This window comes from Acinetobacter sp. 1000160 (assembly GCF_000588715.1).
GTDB classification, from domain to species: Bacteria; Pseudomonadota; Gammaproteobacteria; order Pseudomonadales; family Moraxellaceae; genus Acinetobacter; species Acinetobacter courvalinii.
In genome coordinates this window covers 1-18,572 of record NZ_JFWP02000005.1, presented here as the reverse complement: position 1 = coordinate 18,572, position 18,572 = coordinate 1, and the positions used below count along the sequence as shown (strand labels likewise).

The window sequence follows — 18,572 nt, the reverse complement described above, 5'->3', positions numbered from 1 at the left end:
TTTCAAGAGCAAGTTCTGCTTAGAACTTATAGCTATAACCCAATGTGTATACCATCGGATTAATATCTAGATCAGTCAGCTTCTGACCATTTAATTTTACTTCAGGACTGATTTGTGCATAACGCGCATCAAAGAATACACCCCAGTTTTTTGCATCAGCAGGCTGGAAGTTAAAACCGACCTGACCGGCAAAACCAAAGTCTTCTTTCACTTTTAATTTTGCGCCTTCTAAAGCACCTGTTGTTTCTTCATCCCAAGTTACAAAAGCTGTGCCGCCGACACCAATATAGGGTGTGAAACGGGTTGAGTTTTTAAAGTTATATTTAAAAGTCACAGTAGGTGGCAATTGTTTAAGCTTCGCTACTTTTTCACCATTTAATAACACGTCATGTGAAATCGGTGTCGCCAATAATAATTCAGCAGAAAAAGGCGTATCACCGAAGAAATATTCAACCGATGGTGTAAATGCAAATTCATGATCTGCTTTTAATGTGCCAACACCCGCAACCACAGTATCGTCTGTTGGTGAAATTACACTTCCACCAAACTTAACTTGAAAGCCCCCTGCAAATGCAGTTGAAGATAACCCCAATAAAGCAACAACTAAAACTTTCTTTAACATTTAAACAACCTCTTTAACAATTTATGTTCTTGTTCAACATAATAAACACGCATATTTACATTATGCAATAGAGATTAATTCCAACTATTTTAATTTACTTTATAATACATTGAATCTTAATAAAATATAATTGTTAAAATATGTAATAATTAGTAATTCAGACTATTTTAATCAACTTAAATCACTATAAAACCTAGTATTTTTATCAGATTTAAAAATAAATTAAGCCAAATTTAAAAATATAATCATATATAACTTAATATTAAAAACCCATTATAAAACCAGATTTAAAAAGAGACAAAAAATGTCATTTAATGATTATTTCTAGTTTTAAGCCATACTTTATAAAGCAAAAAAAATGGCTCATTTCTGAGCCATTTTTGATTATAAAACCATTGCTGCAATCCAGCCAAAAATAAGGAGCGGGATATTAAAATGTATAAATGTAGGCACAACCGTATCCCAAATGTGATCATGTTGACCATCAACCCCCAGACCTGCTGTTGGCCCCAAGGTTGAATCGGAAGCTGGTGAACCAGCATCCCCTAAAGCAGCGGCTGTACCAATCAGGGCGATGGTTGCCAAAGGAGAAAAACCGAACTGTACGCACAATGGCACATAGATCACCGCCAGCACAGGTACGCTTGAAAACGATGAACCAATCCCGATGGTGACAAACAGCCCGATAAAGAGCATCAGGAATGCCGCAAGCGCATGATTATCCCCAATGATATGCACTACACCATTGACCAGATGCGTAATGTCGCCTGTATGCGTCATCACTGAAGCAAAACCTGCCGCAGAGATCATGATAAAACCGACCAGCGCCATCATGCGCATGCCCTGCACAAACACATCATCGGCATCTTGCCATTTAAAAATGCCCGAAGCAGACAGCACGGCAAAACCGCCCAGACCACCCAGAATCATCGAGCCTGAATAGAGCTGTGCAACCAAGGTTAAACCAATCGCGAGCAGCGCCATAAACATGGTTTTCTTGGAAATATAAGGCACATTCTCTGCTTCATGTTTCAGCTCTTCAGCATCGGCTTTGAGATCATATTCTGCTTGCGTGGTGACTTTTAACGGTTTATCCAGATCAATCGTTTTAACTGGCGTAATTGAACGGTCAACATAGATTCGTGGCTTACGATAGCTGATAAATACCGCAACCAGCGTACCCATCACCATGCCTAATACTGGAATTGCCATACCAATTGGCATCATGCCACGTTCTACATGCAAGCCATAAGCGGCGCCAATCTTGTTGATATTGCCCATCAGAATCTGTTCAAGGAAGATCGCACCAAAGCCCACAGGTAGGAAAATATAGGTGCCGACCAGACCAAGTGTCATGACACATGCCGCCGCACGTCGATCCAGCTTCAAGTGATTCATCACTTTCAATAAAGGCGGAACCAACACCGGAATAAAGGCAATGTGGACAGGAATCAGGTTTTGAGAAAAAATCGCAGCAATCAGTAAAATCGTCAGCAAAAGATATTTCACTTTGGTCTGCTGATTTTTACCTGCTTCCATCCCCAATAACCCAATCAGTTTATGCGCCAGCAAATCGGGCAATCCTGATTTGGACAGTGCCAATGCAAATGCACCCAACACCGCATAAGCCAATGCAACTTCAGCCCCATCGCCTAAGCCGGCATTAAATGCTTCGACGGTTTGAGAAAGGCTTAGACCAGCGACCAAGCCGCCAATAATGGCTGAAATCACTAATGTGAGAACAACAGAAACTCGTGCCAGTGACAGGATAAACATCACGGCAATCGCAATTACGACAGCATTCATGAACAAATTTAGGAGCAAAGAAAAGGCGATATTCTAGCAGATTCATAAAAACCTAGCTGAAAATATCGCCTGATTATCGCTAATCTTAAGTGATTTTTAGCTTAATAATTCCACTAAAGCCTTAAGCCGCCTGACGCTGGACAAACTGACGGATCAGTTCAGCAATTTTTTCTGGTTGGCTCAACACTGCCCAGTGATTGGCATCCAGTTCGGTATATTCAAAGTTTTCGACCCATTTTGGCATCGACTCGGTAATGTACTCGGGGCTGACGAAAGCATCGCGCTTTAACACGATGGCCTGCACGGGACATTGTGCATAACGCTGGCGTGGCCGGGTTAAAGACGGAATAAAGTTGGCGCGATACAGGTTAATCCCGTATTTGCCATCGGAGGCGATGTTGGCATTTAATGGCAAATCTTGCTTTCTCTCTAAACCACTTAAAATCTTGCCCCATTTTTCAGGACTAAAAAAGGTCCATACCGTCGGTGCAATCAGGGGTAAATGAAAAGCCCCGATATACCAGGATTTCGTCAGCATTTTTAATACATTGCTTGGCGCAGCTTTAAATTTTTCCCGTAGATAAAACGAGGCATGATCCAGACAAGGTCCTGAAATCGTGGTATAGGACAACAGGCGGCCTTTCAGTTTTGGTTCAGTTGCAGATTCCCAAGACTGCAAAGATCCCCAATCGTGCGCTGCCATATGAAAATTACGATTTGGTAACACCTGATCAACAACTTCCTGTAAATCCAGTGACAAGCGTGGCAAACGGTAGTCCTTAATCCGTTTCGGAATAGACGATAAGCCGGCACCACGTACATCATAGGTCACCACATAATAGTCATTGACCAGTTGCTCAATGATCGGCTCCCAGACTTCCTGATTATCTGGATAGCCATGTACCAGCACCAAAGCCGTGTTTTTCTCATCGCCCCATGTTTTGACACAGAGTGTTTGCTGATCCGATGTGGTTACTGTTTTTACTTGTGTTTGCATAATTCTTTCCCATTTTGTTTTCTATCGGCCTGGTGATAAAACAGCCATTGCCAGCGATACACTAAAAATGATACTTATGGAGTATGAATAGAGTTGCAAGAAAAAAAATTGACCATGAAAGACTTTTTCAGAAAAATTCGAACCATTCCGGCAATTTCCAGATTTCTGCTGAATCACTACTCCCCTTATCGTGGTGCGGGAATCGAGATTGAAACCATTGATCTGGATGACTACTACATTCGGGTCAAAATGCCACTCACCAGACGCAATCGCAATCTGGTTGGAACGCATTTTGGCGGTAGTTTATATTCGATGGTCGATCCTTTTTATATGTTGATTCTGATCCATCATCTGGGCAATAAATATATTGTCTGGGATAAAAGTGCCACAATTAATTTTATTGCCCCAGGCCGCAATACCGTTTATGCCGAGATCCAGCTGAATGCCAATGAAATCACCGAAATTAAGCAGCTGGCAGAAAATCACCAACCGGTTTTACGGCATTACAGCTTAAATATTGTGGATGATGCCGGCACACGTATTGCCGAAGTCGAAAAAGTGCTTTATATCCGGCGTAAAAAACCCAAAGCATCGTTAAAACCATAGCAATAAAAATGCCTGCAACACGTGCAGGCATTTTTTAAATCTGTTGCGCAGAAATTATCTTTTCTTCTCTTGAATGGCTGCACCTGCACCACCGCCGATTGCACCACCAATCGCAGCGCCTGAGTCACCACCAAAGATGGCTTTACCTACCACAGAACCGATACCCGCACCAATCGCGCTACTGGTTGTAGAACTGCTATTCGCGCCTTTTGCATTGGCACCTACACCTGCACCCGCAGCTGCACCAACGCCCGCACCAAGACCACCGCCCACGTGGTTACCTAAACCACCACCGACAGCACCACCAAGCGCTGCGGTACCAATACGCTGGTCAGAGGCACTCATATTTTGACAGCCTGTGAACATTACCGCCGATAACACCAAAGTTGAAACTAAACCGATTGTTTTTTTCATGCCTATACTCACTTCTCTTATGCTCTATCCAAAAGCATAATCCTCTTTTATGGGGAATTTGATCACATTGTGTTATCACTCTGTCCCAATCGATTAGTATTTTGTAAAAGATGATCGCTTTAAGATGTCCCTAACAAACGATGGCAGAGTCGAAATAAAAGTATTAAAGGAAAGCTGATCATTTAGCTAGGTGCCCTACAAAAAGTGAATTATATAATTTCCCATTCAGATAACTTTCTATGATTGCTGGGTTTATTCTGCTCAAGAATGATCTGTTATATTTTAGCCACGATAAAATCAGGCAGAATATATGAAAAAAATAAGTTTTCTTTTTTTATTTATATTATTACTGACAGGCTGTGCAGGTTCTCCTGTTGGAAATCTTATAAGCAATCAGCGTAATGAAACCACTAGAGATCGCATGCAATCATGGGTAGGTGCATCAGCAGATGAGCTGCTTAGTTCATGGGGGCCACCTTCTAATCAATCCAGATTATCGAATGGATCTCATCTTATGGTCTATGAATCTTCTTGGGACACATATAGGAAAGGTGGTACCTATAGCTTCTATACCAATTATTGTTCACAGAAGTTTTTAATTGAGCGAAATATAGTGAGTAAATGGGGAATATCGGGAGGATGTAAACGTTATCCTAAAAATCCTAAATTACTTCCTGCAACCACGGCTATACCAGAACCAACTTTACCTTAATCTAGGGATTCATAAATAATTTAGCTTTTCCCAGCACGCTGTATGATGGCCGAGAAAAGCTGAATTATAAGATGAGATGATAGCGATACCAATGATCCAGATCATTACTGAATCATCAAGCCGCCCATCTCATAACGGCTTAGTACTTGCCTTTTTTCTCGCCATAAGCAGAGCCAGCACTACCACCTAATGCGCCACCGACTGCAGCGCCTGAGTCACCGCCCAATACCGCACCACCGATCACTGCACCTAAGCCGGCACCGATTGCGCTATTACGTGTATTTTTACTATTTGAACCTTTAGCATTGGCCGCAACACCTGCACCAATTGCAGCACCAAGACCAGCGCCAAGGTTACCACCAACGTGCTTACCTACCGCACCACCTGCACCGCCACCAATCGCAGCAGAACCGATACGTTTGCTTTCTGGGCTGGCATTTTGACAACCGACAAACAAGGTGGTTGACATCAAACCTACACCAGCAATCATCATCATTTTTTTCATTCGAACATCTCCTCTCTCAGATGTGCATAGGATAGTATTGTTTAATGAACTGTTTACTTTGATTAAGTAATCAAATACTGATGCTGTAATGCGTTTTTGTAACAACTGCTTCATTTTTCCACAAAAAAAGGCACCCGAAGGTGCCTTTTTCATTGGTTAAGACTTAGAACTGGTCTGAGTTCAACGCTTGACTAAATGCTTGGTCAACTTCACTAAAGTCATTGTGAAGTTCAAATTCAGCAGCTTCTGCTTCTTGACGACGACGCTCTAGGTGATACGCAAGACCTGTACCCGCTGGGATCAAGCGACCCACAACAACGTTTTCTTTCAAGCCACGTAAATCATCTTCTTTACCTGTTACAGCCGCTTCAGTTAACACACGTGTGGTTTCCTGGAACGATGCAGCAGAGATGAACGAGTCAGTAGAAAGCGACGCTTTGGTAATACCCATCAATTGACGTTCAAACTTCGCAGGGAACTTGTTCTGAGCCAAGACAGCTTGGTTCTCTTGAACAACGCGGATGTAATCCACTTGCTCGCCTTTGATGAAGCTTGTGTCACCGCCATCAGTGATATCAACTTTACGCAACATTTGACGTACAACAACCTCAATGTGCTTATCGTTGATTTTTACACCTTGGAGACGGTAAACGTCTTGAACTTCGTTCACGATGTAGTTGGTTAATGCCACTTCGCCTTTCAAACGTAAGATGTCATGTGGGTTTTGTGGACCATCAGAAATGGTTTCACCACGGTTGACATGCTCACCTTCGAACACGTTAATGGTACGCCATTTTGGAATCAATTCTTCGTAAATCTCAGAACCATCATCCGGAGTAATCACTAAACGGTTCTTACCTTTGGTCTCTTTACCGAAGCTGACAACACCTGATACTTCTGCAAGGATCGCATGTTCTTTCGGCTTACGTGCTTCGAACAAGTCAGCTACACGCGGCAGACCACCGGTAATATCACGAGTACGTGACGTTTCTTGTGGTACACGACCAATAACGTCACCCACACCAATCGTTTCGCCATCACGGACAGTCACAATTGTGTTTTGTGGCAAGAAGTAGAACTGTTCGCCGCCATCTGTTGTATCCAACACGATTGCAGGACGTAAATCTTTACCAGAAGCAGGACGAGCTGTTACAGGCAAGATTTCAACAGTAGTCATACCGGTTGCATCATCAGTTTTCGATGTTGCAGTTACGCCATCAGCAATCTGGCTGAAACGCGCTTTACCAGCAACTTCTGTAACCAATGGATGTGTATGTGGATCCCAAGTCGCGACGATACCGCCAGCTTCTACAGCTTCACCATCTTTCAACAAGATGCTTGCACCGTAAGGAAGCTTATAACGCTCGCGCTCACGACCTAAATCATCCGCAATACCAATTTCACCTGAACGTGAAACAGATACTTGGTGACCTTTGGCATGTTGTACAGTTTTCACGTTGTGGAAACGTACAGTACCTTTGTTACGTACTTGAACACTGTTTGCAGCAGAAGTTCGGCTCGCAGCACCACCCACGTGGAAGGTACGCATCGTTAACTGTGTACCTGGCTCACCAATTGACTGTGCAGCCATTACACCCACTGATTCACCTGGGTTCACCAAGTGACCGCGTGCAAGGTCACGACCATAACAACGCGCACATACACCGAAGGTAGATTCACAAGCGATAACTGAACGTACTTTAACTTCATCGACACCCGCTTCTTCAAGCTGAGCAGCAATTTTCTCGTCAATCAAGGTACCACGTGGAAGAACCACTTCATCATCAGATGCACGACGTACATCTTCAGCAGTTACACGACCCAATACGCGGTCGCGTAATGGTTCAATAACGTCACCACCTTGAATGAACGGAGTCATCACTAGGCCGCCAGCTGTACCACAGTCAGATTCAGTAATCACCAAATCTTGTGCTACATCTACAAGACGACGTGTCAAGTAACCAGAGTTCGCAGTTTTCAATGCGGTATCGGCCAAACCTTTACGCGCACCGTGTGTCGAGATGAAGTACTGAAGTACCGTCAAACCTTCACGGAAGTTTGCTTTAATCGGGGTCTCAATGATCGAGCCATCCGGCTTCGCCATCAAACCACGCATACCAGCAAGCTGACGGATCTGCGCCGCACTACCACGGGCACCCGAGTCAGACATCATATAGATCGAGTTGAATGATTTCTGTTTCTCGTCTTCACCTTGTTTGTTTTTCACAAGGGTATAAGACAAGTTATCCATCATCGCTTTCGCTACCTGGTCGTTAGTACGCGCCCAGATATCGACAACTTTGTTATAACGCTCACCTGCAGTTACGAAACCTTGCTCGAACTGTTGTTCGATTTCACGAACTTCGGTTTCAGCTTTATCGATAATCGTATGCTTGGTTGGTGGAATCAACATGTCTTCCATACCAACAGATACACCTGAACGCGTCGCTTGACGGAAGCCCAAATACATCAATTGGTCAGCGAAGATAACAGTATCTTTCAAACCAAGTTTACGGTAGCAAGAGTTGATTAACTTAGAGATGTTTTTCTTGGTCATCTCAAGGTTGATCGATTCGAAGCTTAAACCTTGTGGAACAACTTCCCATAACAAGCAACGACCAGGTGTTGTATCAACAATGATAGTTTGCTTTTCACGGTTACCGTTTTCATCAATCACAGTTTGGTGTACACGTACTTTTACACGTGCATGGATCGCAACTTTACCCGTTGCTAACGCACGGTTCACTTCGTGAGTATCGGCAAACACCATGCCTTCACCTTTGGCATTTACCGCATCACGTGTGATGTAGTAAAGACCCAAGACCACGTCCTGAGAAGGAACGATGATTGGCTCACCGTTTGCAGGTGACAAGATGTTGTTGGTAGACATCATCAAGGCACGTGCTTCAAGCTGTGCTTCCAATGTCAATGGAACGTGTACCGCCATTTGGTCACCATCGAAGTCGGCGTTGAACGCAGCACAAACGAGTGGGTGAAGACGGATTGCCTTACCTTCGATCAGAATAGGTTCAAATGCTTGAAGACCTAGACGGTGAAGTGTTGGCGCACGGTTCAACATCACTGGATGTTGACGAATTACAGAAGCTAGAACGTCCCAAACTTCCGGCGTCTCGCGCTCAACCATTTTCTTCGCAGCTTTAATGGTTGTTGCTTGGCCAGAGGCTTGTAGTTTCGCGAAAATAAATGGCTTGAATAATTCAAGTGCCATCTTCTTCGGAAGACCACATTGGTGAAGACGTAAAGTAGGACCTACGGTAATTACCGAACGACCAGAATAGTCAACACGCTTACCAAGTAAGTTTTGACGGAAACGACCTTGTTTACCTTTGATCATGTCTGCCAAAGATTTCAATGGACGTTTGTTCGAACCGGTAATTGCACGACCACGACGACCGTTATCAAGCAACGCATCGACAGACTCTTGTAACATACGTTTTTCGTTACGTACGATGATGTCTGGCGCAGCAAGGTCAAGAAGACGCTTCAAACGGTTGTTACGGTTGATCACACGACGATATAAATCGTTCAAGTCTGAAGTCGCGAAACGACCACCTTCAAGTGGTACAAGCGGACGTAAGTCTGGTGGAAGTACTGGAAGTACGTTCATCACCATCCATTCAGGTTTGTTGTTCGAATCTTTGAATGCTTCCATCAATTTCAAACGTTTAGACGCTTTTTTAAGTTTCGTCTCAGAGGTTGTTTGTGGAATTTCTTCACGTAAACGCGCAATCTCAGCTTCAAGATCGATATCTTTTAATAAATCCTGAACTGCTTCTGCACCCATTTTCGCAGTGAATTCATCACCGTGTTCTTCAAGGGCATTGTAGTATTCTTCGTCTGTTAAAAGTTGATACTTTTCAAACGGAGTCATACCAGGATCAGTAACAACATAAGATTCGAAATACAATACGCGCTCGATATCACGTAATGTCATATCAAGAAGTAAACCGATACGGCTCGGTAATGATTTCAAGAACCAGATGTGTGCAACTGGAGAAGCAAGCTCGATGTGACCCATACGTTCACGACGAACTTTAGCAGTTGTTACTTCAACGCCACATTTTTCACAAATGACGCCTTTGTATTTCATACGCTTGTATTTACCACACAAGCATTCGTAATCTTTTACCGGACCAAAGATTTTGGCACAGAACAAACCGTCACGTTCAGGTTTAAACGTACGGTAGTTAATGGTTTCAGGCTTTTTAACTTCACCGTGAGACCATGACTTAATCATCTCTGGTGACGCAAGACCAATACGGATACGGTCAAATTCAATAGGTGCATGACCTTCTGAATCCGTTTTCTTACGCATGATATCGAGCAAGTCTTTCAATTTTTTTCTCCGTGTGTCGGGGAGCTAAGCTCTCCCGACTGGGTCACAAATATTGTTTTTACTGAAATTTGGAATCTCCCCTAGCCCCTCTTTAAGAAAGAGGGGAACTTCCCCCTTTAATAAAGGGGGATTGAGGGGGATTTAGTCACCATTTTTCAGTTCAATGTTGATACCTAAAGAACGGATCTCTTTGGTCAATACGTTGAACGATTCAGGCATACCCGGATCCATATAATGGTTACCATCTACAATATTCTTATAGATGCGTGTACGGCCTTCGACGTCATCCGACTTCACGGTAAGCATTTCTTGGAGGGTATATGCTGCACCGTATGCTTCAAGTGCCCATACTTCCATCTCACCGAAACGCTGACCACCGAATTGTGCTTTACCACCAAGCGGCTGTTGCGTTACAAGTGAGTAAGAACCAGTTGAACGCGCATGCATCTTGTCATCAACCAAGTGGTTCAATTTGAGCATGTACATGTAACCTACAGTTACAGGACGGTCAAACTGTTCACCGGTACGACCATCAAACAATACCGTTTGACCGGTACGTGAAATGTCTGCCAATTCAAGTAAGTCTTTGATCTGGCTTTCTTCAGCACCATCGAATACTGGAGTTGCCAATGGAACACCAGCGCGTAGGTTACCTGAAAGCGCCAAGATTTCTGCGTCAGTCAAGCTATCCAGCTCTTCCTGCTCACCACCAACCTTGTTATAAATCTTGTCTAAGAATTCACGCAGTTCAATCACTGTACGTTGTTCTTTCAACATTTTTTCGATCTTATCGCCAAGACCTTTCGCCGCCATACCCAAGTGAGTCTCAAGAATCTGACCCACGTTCATACGTGACGGTACACCCAGTGGGTTCAATACGATGTCGACTGGTACACCATTGGCATCATGTGGCATGTCTTCAACTGGCAAGATGTTAGAAACAACCCCTTTGTTACCGTGACGACCCGCCATTTTATCACCAGGCTGGATACGACGTTTAACCGCAAGGTAAACCTTAACAACTTTCAATACACCCGTTGTTAATTCATCACCTGTAGAAAGTTTACGCTTCTTCTCGGCAAACTTCTCGTCAATCTCGTAGCTCTTCTCTTTCAAGAACACTTGAATCTGAGTTAAACGTTCAGCGATTGCTTCATCATTTGGCTGGATTTCAAGTAAATCAACCAGCTCTAAACCAGACAATACGTCTTCAGTCAGTTTATCGCCACGTTTAGTTGAACCACCACCGTTAGATTCTTGACCTTTCAACAAACGAACAATACGTTCACGTGCTGCTTCTTCGAAGATTTTGTATTCTTCTTTCAAGTCTTTACGGTATGCATCAAGCTGAGCTTTCTCAATTGCTTGAGCACGTTCATCTTTTTCCAAACCATCACGAGTGAAGACTTGAACGTCAATCACCGTACCTTTAGTGCCAGATGGAACGCGTAAAGAAGAGTCTTTAACGTCAGCTGCTTTTTCACCAAAGATTGCGCGAAGTAATTTTTCTTCAGGGGTTAACTGAGTCTCACCTTTAGGCGTTACCTTACCAACAAGGATGTCACCCGCAGTCACTTCAGCACCGATATAAACAATACCTGACTCATCCAGTTTAGACAGTGCAGCTTCACCGACGTTAGGAATATCGGCAGTAATTTCTTCTGCGCCTAACTTGGTATCACGTGCTACACATGACAATTCCTGAATGTGAATCGAGGTTAAACGGTCTTCTTGAAGCACACGCTCAGAAAGTAAGATCGAGTCTTCATAGTTATAACCGTTCCATGTCATGAACGCGACGCGCATGTTTTGACCCAGCGCAAGTTCACCCATGTCAGTCGATGGACCGTCAGCCAAGATATCACCACGAGCAACTTTGTCGCCCAGGTTCACGATGACATTCTGGTTAATACAGGTATTCTGGTTTGAACGTGTGTATTTGATCAGGTTATAGATATCTACACCTGCTTCACCCGCGATCATTTCATCTTCGTTGACACGAATAACGATACGAGATGCATCAACATATTCAATCGCACCACCACGGTTTGCGATTACACACACACCCGAGTCACGTGCTACGTTTGCTTCCATACCGGTACCAACAAGCGGCTTGTCAGCACGCAATGTAGGAACAGCCTGACGTTGCATGTTCGAACCCATTAATGCACGGTTCGCATCATCGTGTTCAAGGAATGGAATCAATGATGCTGCAACAGAAACAACCTGCTGTGCAGAAACGTCCATATGTGTGACGCGCTCAGGCGACATACGTACGAATTCACCTTGATGACGTACAGAAACCATTTCTTCAGTCAAGTTGCCATCTTTATCTACTGCAGAATCGGCCTGTGCAATGACAGTACCCACTTCTTCAATTGCAGATAAATATTCAACATCATCAGTTACACGACCATCTACAACTTTACGGTATGGTGTTTCCAAGAAACCGAAGTCATTCGCTTTTGCATAAACAGAAAGCGAGTTGATCAAACCAATGTTTGGACCTTCAGGTGTTTCAATTGGACATACACGGCCATAGTGAGTTTGATGTACGTCACGTACTTCGAAGCCCGCGCGTTCACGTGTCAAACCACCAGGACCAAGCGCAGATACACGACGTTTGTGTGTGATCTCAGACAATGGGTTGTTTTGGTCCATGAACTGAGATAACTGGCTTGAACCAAAGAATTCTTTGATTGCAGCAGCAACTGGTTTCGCGTTGATTAAATCTTGTGGAGACAAGTTATCAGTTTCTGCCTGGCTTAAACGCTCTTTAACAGCACGTTCAACACGAACTAGACCAACACGGAATTGGTTTTCAGTCATTTCACCAACAGAACGTACACGACGGTTACCCAAGTGATCGATATCGTCGACTTCACCTTTACCGTTACGGATTTCAACCAATGTACGCAGTACATCAATAATATCTTCGTGCGATAAAATACCTTCAACTTCACGTGACTTCTGATCAGTACCCACTTCGTAAGGACGACCCAAACGACGGTTGAACTTCATACGACCTACTGGAGAAAGGTCATAACGCTCAGAAGAGAAGAACAGGTTATTGAATAGGTTTTCAGCAGCTTCTTTCGTTGGTGGCTCGCCTGGACGCATGACTTTATAGATTTCAACCAGCGCTTCTTCACGGCCAGTTGTGGTATCTGCACGTAATGTATCTGCAACGAAAGGACCACGATCAATGTCGTTGGTGAACAGGATGTTAAATTGTTTAACACCACCTTCAGCCAACTTCACCATCACTTCATGGCTAAGCACGGTATTCGCAGGAATCACATCACCACTTTTCAGGGTGATATCTTCAGCAGTAATACGCTCATATAAATATTCATCAGGTACAGAAAGCTTGGCTAAGTTCGCAGCTTCCATTTGACGTACGTGACGTGCATTAATACGTTTACCCTGTTCAACAATGGTTTTACCATCATTGTCTAAGATATCAAATTGCGCCATTTCACCGCGTAAACGATCTGGAACGAGGTCAATTTGATAGCTACCCATGTCAAGATAGACAGGTACTTTTTCGTAGAACAAATTCAGGATTTGTTCATTGGTATAATTCAAGGCACGTAGAATCACCGTTGCAAGCAACTTACGACGACGGTCAATACGTACGAATACTAAATCTTTTGCATCAAATTCAAAGTCTAACCATGAACCACGGTAAGGAATAATACGTGCTGAATACAACACTTTACCGCTTGAGTGGGTTTTACCCTTGTCATGGTCAAAGAATACGCCTGGTGAACGGTGTAATTGAGATACGATTACACGCTCAGTACCGTTAATAACGAATGTACCGTTATCGGTCATGAGTGGCATTTCACCCATGTAAACTTCTTGTTCACGAACGTCTTTAATTGATTTCGTTTCACGATCTTTAATGATCAAACGAATTTTTACGCGCATTGGTGCCGCATAAGTTGAACCACGTAAAATACATTCACGTACGTCAAACTCAGGCTTACCAAGACTATACTCAACAAATTCTAAAGCAGCATTGCCAGAATAACTTTCAATAGGAAAAACTGAACGAAATGCGGCTTGGAGACCGATATCTTCGCGATTTTTTGGTGTTTTACCGCCTTGTAAGAATGTACGGTACGAATCGACCTGAATCGAAAGTAAGTACGGTGCTTCCATTACGTGGGGCAATTTACCAAAATTCTTACGGATCCGTTTCTTTTCGGTATATGAGTATGCCATCTGGAGTCCTCGGAAAGTAAACTAAACCCGCCTGCAGAACGGGCTTAGAAGGAATTACGCAGGCCGATATGGCCACCACTGTTTACAAATGCTGCAATTTTTAGTGGTATTAAAACGCTTAACAATATTTTTATAAGCAAAAAAATATTGGTAAGCGTTTGATTTTATTGATTTTGCTCAAATAATACGCGGATTATACGCAAAACTAACAAAAAACGAGCCGATTATTGTAACGCAAAAAGGCTGATGACCCAAGAGCCATCAGCCAATTTTTGGAGCCGATTATCAAAAAACCGACTCCCTACAGAATTACTTAAGTGTAACTGTAGCACCAGCTTCTTCAAGCTTCTTCTTAAGTTCTTCGCCTTCTTCTTTAGAAACGCCTTCCTTAAGAACAGCTGGAGCGCCTTCAACCATATCTTTAGCTTCTTTAAGGCCAAGACCAGTAGCTTCACGTACTGCTTTAATTACAGCAACTTTGTTAGCACCGAAAGAAGTCAACTCAACGTTGAATTCAGTTTGTTCTTCAGCAGCAGCAGCGCCAGCACCTGGAGCAGCAGCAACAGCTACAGCAGCAGCAGATACGTTAAATTTCTCTTCGAAAGCAGAGATTAATTCAACAAGTTCAAGAACTGTTTTTTCAGCAACTGCGTTTAAGATTTCTTCGTTAGTTAAAGCCATGAGAGTAACTCCAAATGGATATTGAATGGTGTGAAAATAGGATTAAGCCGCTTCTGACTCGTTTTTCTCTTTGAGCGCTGTAATGAGGCGACCCAATTTCGAAATCGGAGCTTGAAGAACAGAGGCAAGCATAGTAAGTGCTTTCTCTTGGTTCGGAAGGTTCGCAATAACGCTAACGTCAGCACCTTTATAAACTTTGCCATCAAATGCAGCAGCTTTAAGTTCAAATGCTTTGTTAGTTTTCGCAAATTCTTCGAACAAGCGTGCAGCTGCACCCATGTCATCTTCAGAAGTAGAGAAACCGAGAATTGTTGGACCAACAAGGTCGTCATTCAAGATATCGAATTGAGTACCTTCGAATGAACGCTTAGCCAAAGTGTTACGCACGATACGTGTAGTAACACCTAACTTACGAGCTTCAACACGAAGTGTTGTTAATTGCTCTACAGTTAAGCCTTGGTAGTCAGCAACAACGGCAGAGAACGCTTTAGAAGCAACTTCGTTTACTTCTGCAACGATCTGTTTTTTGTCTTCGATAAGAAGAGCCATCGTAAAACCTCCTAACGGTGATTTATGCACCCTTAACGGATGCACTCCCAATTCGTAAGCCCTATTCAGACTTACACGCGGAGGAGGAACAAATCACACCACCGCGTCTACTCAGACTGGATGATTAAGAAAAACATTCGAAAATATTTCTCGCCTGAGGTCTTTGACGCTGATAAATATTCATTTATCAATTCAAAGTTTGCCTAAAAACCCCTTCTCCCTCAGGGAGAAGGTAGGGATGAGGGTATAAAACCTCTCCCCAGCCCTCTCCTAAAAAGAGAGGGAGCTTTCAGGGCTTTAAAATTCTTTCTAATTACTTAGATACGTTGCTTACGTCAACGATCAAACCAGGACCCATAGTTGAGCTCAAAGTGATCTTTTTAACGTATACACCTTTAGAAGTTGCAGGTTTCAACTTTTTCAAGTCTGCAATTAAAGTTTCAACGTTTTGACGTACAGCTTCTTCGCTAAAGCCAAGTTGGCCGATCGCAGCGTGGATGATACCCGCTTTGTCTACACGGTAACGTGCTTGACCAGATTTAGCATTCTTAACCGCACCAGCAACATCAGGAGTTACTGTACCCACTTTCGGGTTTGGCATTAAGCCACGTGGACCAAGAATTGTACCCAACTTACCAACAACGCGCATTGCATCAGGAGCAGCAATTACTACGTCGAAATCAAGATTTCCACCTTGAATGCTTTCAGCAAGGTCATCAAAACCAACGATATCAGCACCAGCAGCTTTCGCAGCTTCAGCAGCAGCACCTTGAGCAAATACAGCTACACGTACAGTTTTACCAGTACCTGCAGGTAAAGTCGTCGCACCACGAACAACCTGATCAGATTTACGTGGGTCTACGCCAAGGTTTACAGCGATATCTAAAGATTCTTTGAACTTCGCAGCTGGAAGGCTGTTAAGAACTTGTACTGCTTCTTCCAAAGTGTAAACTTTGTTTGCTTCTACAGCAGCAGCAATGGCTTTTTGACGTTTAGTTAACTTTGCCATGTCTTATAGCTCCACTTCCAAGCCCATAGAACGTGCAGAACCAGCGATGGTACGAACACGAGCGTCTAAATCAGCACCAGTCAAGTCTGGTTCTTTAGTAGTCGCGATTTCTTCTAACTGAGCACGAGTCAACTTACCAACTTTAGTTTTGTTCGGTACAGAAGAACCCTTTTGAATACCAGCAGCTTTCTTAAGAAGAATAGATGCAGGTGGAGTTTTCATGATGAAAGTGAACGACTTATCGTTGTACACAGTGATCACGACAGGAATTGGCAAACCAACTTCAAGTTTTTGTGTAGCAGCATTGAATTCTTTACAGAATGCCATGATGTTTACACCACGTTGACCTAAAGCAGGACCAATTGGTGGAGATGGATTCGCTTTACCAGCTGGAACTTGCAGCTTGATATAGCCGTCAATCTTCTTAGCCATTGAAAATTACCTCTGGGTACAGACGCCGCTAGGCTCCCCAAAAAATTAAACAACACCGAAGTGTTTGAACAACAATGCCCGATCAGATCGGGCGCTTATCAACCTAGACAGGTTAAATCGTTTTTTCGACTTGGCGAAACTCGAGTTCAACCTGAGTTGGTCGATTAAATACATTAATCGTCAACGTTAAACGTGACTTATCGTATTGAACTTCCTCCACGACTCCTTTAAAGTCAGTGAACGGACCGTCAACAACGAGCAATTCTTCACCTGGTTCAAACATCGTCTTAGGACGTGGTGCTTCACCAGTATTACGTACACGCGCAAGAATCGCATCAGCTTCACGTTGTGAAATAGGTGCCGGCTTTTCTGGTGTACCACCGATAAAACCAAGGACCTTTGGACACTCTTTAACGATGTGCCAAGTATCATCATTCATTTCCATTTCGACTAATACATAGCCTGGAAAGAATTTACGTTCAGACTTACGCTTCTTACCATCCTTCATTTCCACTACTTCTTCAGTAGGAACGAGGACTTCACCAAAGCTATCAGCAACAGTGCTGCGCTGGATTCGGTCATTAAGTGAACGCATCACTTGTTTTTCAAAACCTGAATAGGCATGAATAATATACCAACGTTTCATCGCACTCTTACCCGATAATTAACTTAATAAACCAACCTAACCCGTAATCGAAACACCATAAAACCAATGATGCAACCACTACAACCAAAAGCCCCTGCCACGAAGTCGTGATCGTCTCTTGTTTTGTTGGCCAGGTCACTCGACGCAGTTCAATTCGCGCATCTTGCAACAAACGCACAAAGCCTTTGCCTTGATGGGTGGCGTATAATAAACCTAAAGCGACGACGATACAAGCCAAAATTACCCCAACGCGCACCCAAACATCATTTGCTGGCGCCCAATAGGCAGGTAAATGTTGATTTACCAATGCTGAACCGATTAATAAAACGATAGCAATCAACCACAAGACGACATCAAGTGGAGTACCAGCGCTTACAACTTCTGCAGCATTATTTCTTTGAGGGATTGGCGCGTCGCTTAATGCGTCACGCGATTTATCATTCGACATTTTTTTACTCGTCGTAGAATTCGCGACTTATTATATGACAACTCAGCCAGAATTAAGCTTTTTTATAAAAAAAAAGTGGCAGGCCAGGAGGGACTCGAACCCCCAACATTCGGTTTTGGAGACCGACGCTCTACCAATTGAACTACTAGCCTATTATGCAAATCGAAAGCCGAAGCTTCCGATTTGAGTGTAACACAGTATTGGGCTTATGCAGTTACTTTAGCAACAACACCAGCACCTACAGTACGACCACCTTCACGGATCGCAAAACGTAGACCTGGGTCCATTGCGATCGGGTGGATTAACTCTACTGACATTTCTACGTTGTCACCAGGCATTACCATTTCTACGCCATCTTGTAATTTGATCGCGCCAGTTACGTCAGTTGTACGGAAGTAGAACTGTGGACGGTAACCGTTAAGGAATGGAGTGTGACGACCACCTTCTTCTTTAGAAAGTACGTATACTTCTGCATCGAATTTAGTGTGCGGCTTGATTGTACCTGGTTTAGCAAGTACTTGACCACGTTGTACGTCTTCACGCTTAGTACCACGAAGC

General features: G+C 43.4%; 15 protein-coding genes, 1 tRNA gene and 1 pseudogene. 2 read left to right on the top strand and 15 right to left on the bottom strand.

The window, feature by feature from the left end; all coding sequences use genetic code 11:
• Positions 1 to 19 precede the first annotated feature (19 nt).
• The 3 genes from J699_RS07145 to J699_RS07155 form a co-directional block, all read right to left on the bottom strand.
• A complete protein-coding gene (locus J699_RS07145) occupies positions 20 to 622 on the bottom strand; it encodes an OmpW/AlkL family protein (protein ID WP_032870519.1) in 603 nt (200 codons plus the stop codon).
• A gap of 384 nt (positions 623 to 1,006) precedes the next feature.
• Positions 1,007 to 2,428 carry a Na+/H+ antiporter family protein gene (locus tag J699_RS07150; protein ID WP_032882852.1) on the bottom strand — a complete coding sequence of 474 codons (1,422 nt, stop codon included), beginning with the start codon at positions 2,426 to 2,428 and terminating at the stop codon, positions 1,007 to 1,009.
• A gap of 121 nt (positions 2,429 to 2,549) precedes the next feature.
• Positions 2,550 to 3,425, bottom strand: coding sequence for an alpha/beta fold hydrolase (locus J699_RS07155; RefSeq protein ID WP_032870515.1), 876 nt, complete (start codon positions 3,423 to 3,425; stop codon positions 2,550 to 2,552).
• Positions 3,426 to 3,539: 114 nt separating this feature from the next.
• On the opposite strand from J699_RS07155, the gene J699_RS07160 reads away from it, so the two are divergent.
• Positions 3,540 to 4,031 carry a DUF4442 domain-containing protein gene (locus J699_RS07160; protein ID WP_005280965.1) on the top strand — a complete coding sequence of 164 codons (492 nt, stop codon included), beginning with the start codon at positions 3,540 to 3,542 and terminating at the stop codon, positions 4,029 to 4,031.
• 54 nt (positions 4,032 to 4,085) lie between these two features.
• Here the strand turns inward: J699_RS07160 and J699_RS07165 are convergent, their stop codons facing one another.
• Positions 4,086 to 4,445, bottom strand: coding sequence for a YMGG-like glycine zipper-containing protein (locus tag J699_RS07165; RefSeq protein ID WP_004774022.1), 360 nt, complete (start codon positions 4,443 to 4,445; stop codon positions 4,086 to 4,088).
• A 310-nt stretch (positions 4,446 to 4,755) separates the two neighbouring features.
• On the opposite strand from J699_RS07165, the gene J699_RS19415 reads away from it, so the two are divergent.
• Positions 4,756 to 5,157, top strand: coding sequence for a hypothetical protein (locus tag J699_RS19415; protein WP_131224143.1), 402 nt, complete (start codon positions 4,756 to 4,758; stop codon positions 5,155 to 5,157).
• 139 nt (positions 5,158 to 5,296) lie between these two features.
• Here J699_RS19415 and J699_RS07170 read toward each other — a convergent pair whose 3' ends face one another.
• The 11 genes and pseudogenes from J699_RS07170 to J699_RS07220 all read right to left on the bottom strand — a co-directional run.
• Entirely contained in the window at positions 5,297 to 5,662 is a 366-nt protein-coding gene (locus J699_RS07170) for a hypothetical protein (protein WP_004774021.1), read from the bottom strand.
• A gap of 163 nt (positions 5,663 to 5,825) precedes the next feature.
• Positions 5,826 to 10,019: a DNA-directed RNA polymerase subunit beta' gene (gene rpoC / locus J699_RS07175; protein WP_004774020.1), complete on the bottom strand. Its 4,194-nt coding sequence runs from the start codon at positions 10,017 to 10,019 to the stop codon at positions 5,826 to 5,828.
• A gap of 141 nt (positions 10,020 to 10,160) precedes the next feature.
• Complete coding sequence (gene rpoB / locus J699_RS07180; protein WP_005226395.1) at positions 10,161 to 14,249, bottom strand: DNA-directed RNA polymerase subunit beta; 4,089 nt, start codon at positions 14,247 to 14,249, stop codon at positions 10,161 to 10,163.
• A gap of 309 nt (positions 14,250 to 14,558) precedes the next feature.
• Positions 14,559 to 14,930: a 50S ribosomal protein L7/L12 gene (gene rplL, locus J699_RS07185; protein ID WP_004774018.1), complete on the bottom strand. Its 372-nt coding sequence runs from the start codon at positions 14,928 to 14,930 to the stop codon at positions 14,559 to 14,561.
• Positions 14,931 to 14,972: 42 nt separating this feature from the next.
• Positions 14,973 to 15,479 (bottom strand): 50S ribosomal protein L10, encoded by a 507-nt coding sequence (rplJ, locus tag J699_RS07190; protein WP_004774017.1) that lies wholly within the window; start codon positions 15,477 to 15,479, stop codon positions 14,973 to 14,975.
• 313 nt (positions 15,480 to 15,792) lie between these two features.
• Complete coding sequence (gene rplA / locus J699_RS07195) at positions 15,793 to 16,488, bottom strand: 50S ribosomal protein L1 (protein WP_005226393.1); 696 nt, start codon at positions 16,486 to 16,488, stop codon at positions 15,793 to 15,795.
• A 3-nt stretch (positions 16,489 to 16,491) separates the two neighbouring features.
• Complete coding sequence (gene rplK / locus J699_RS07200) at positions 16,492 to 16,920, bottom strand: 50S ribosomal protein L11 (protein WP_004637639.1); 429 nt, start codon at positions 16,918 to 16,920, stop codon at positions 16,492 to 16,494.
• A 112-nt stretch (positions 16,921 to 17,032) separates the two neighbouring features.
• Positions 17,033 to 17,566: a transcription termination/antitermination protein NusG gene (nusG, locus tag J699_RS07205; RefSeq protein WP_004774016.1), complete on the bottom strand. Its 534-nt coding sequence runs from the start codon at positions 17,564 to 17,566 to the stop codon at positions 17,033 to 17,035.
• 7 nt (positions 17,567 to 17,573) lie between these two features.
• Entirely contained in the window at positions 17,574 to 18,014 is a 441-nt protein-coding gene (gene secE / locus J699_RS07210) for a preprotein translocase subunit SecE (protein ID WP_032882851.1), read from the bottom strand.
• 76 nt (positions 18,015 to 18,090) lie between these two features.
• A tRNA-Trp gene (locus J699_RS07215) sits at positions 18,091 to 18,166 on the bottom strand.
• 54 nt (positions 18,167 to 18,220) lie between these two features.
• Positions 18,221 to 18,572, bottom strand: a pseudogene (locus tag J699_RS07220) (elongation factor Tu); the annotation flags it as partial.

What these genes read in the sequence shown, in the direction of transcription:
- rplK (WP_004637639.1), bottom strand. Translation starts at nt 16,920, where the DNA reads ATGGCTAAGAAGATTGACGGCTATATCAAGCTGCAAGTTCCAGCTGGT.
- rplJ (WP_004774017.1), bottom strand. Translation starts at nt 15,479, where the DNA reads ATGGCTCTTCTTATCGAAGACAAAAAACAGATCGTTGCAGAAGTAAAC.
- J699_RS07155 (WP_032870515.1), bottom strand. Translation starts at nt 3,425, where the DNA reads ATGCAAACACAAGTAAAAACAGTAACCACATCGGATCAGCAAACACTC.
- J699_RS07165 (WP_004774022.1), bottom strand. Translation starts at nt 4,445, where the DNA reads ATGAAAAAAACAATCGGTTTAGTTTCAACTTTGGTGTTATCGGCGGTA.
- rpoB (WP_005226395.1), bottom strand. Translation starts at nt 14,249, where the DNA reads ATGGCATACTCATATACCGAAAAGAAACGGATCCGTAAGAATTTTGGT.
- nusG (WP_004774016.1), bottom strand. Translation starts at nt 17,566, where the DNA reads ATGAAACGTTGGTATATTATTCATGCCTATTCAGGTTTTGAAAAACAA.
- J699_RS07145 (WP_032870519.1), bottom strand. Translation starts at nt 622, where the DNA reads ATGTTAAAGAAAGTTTTAGTTGTTGCTTTATTGGGGTTATCTTCAACT.
- rplA (WP_005226393.1), bottom strand. Translation starts at nt 16,488, where the DNA reads ATGGCAAAGTTAACTAAACGTCAAAAAGCCATTGCTGCTGCTGTAGAA.
- J699_RS07170 (WP_004774021.1), bottom strand. Translation starts at nt 5,662, where the DNA reads ATGAAAAAAATGATGATGATTGCTGGTGTAGGTTTGATGTCAACCACC.
- J699_RS07150 (WP_032882852.1), bottom strand. Translation starts at nt 2,428, where the DNA reads ATGAATGCTGTCGTAATTGCGATTGCCGTGATGTTTATCCTGTCACTG.
- J699_RS19415 (WP_131224143.1), top strand. Translation starts at nt 4,756, where the DNA reads ATGAAAAAAATAAGTTTTCTTTTTTTATTTATATTATTACTGACAGGC.
- secE (WP_032882851.1), bottom strand. Translation starts at nt 18,014, where the DNA reads ATGTCGAATGATAAATCGCGTGACGCATTAAGCGACGCGCCAATCCCT.
- J699_RS07160 (WP_005280965.1), top strand. Translation starts at nt 3,540, where the DNA reads ATGAAAGACTTTTTCAGAAAAATTCGAACCATTCCGGCAATTTCCAGA.
- rplL (WP_004774018.1), bottom strand. Translation starts at nt 14,930, where the DNA reads ATGGCTTTAACTAACGAAGAAATCTTAAACGCAGTTGCTGAAAAAACA.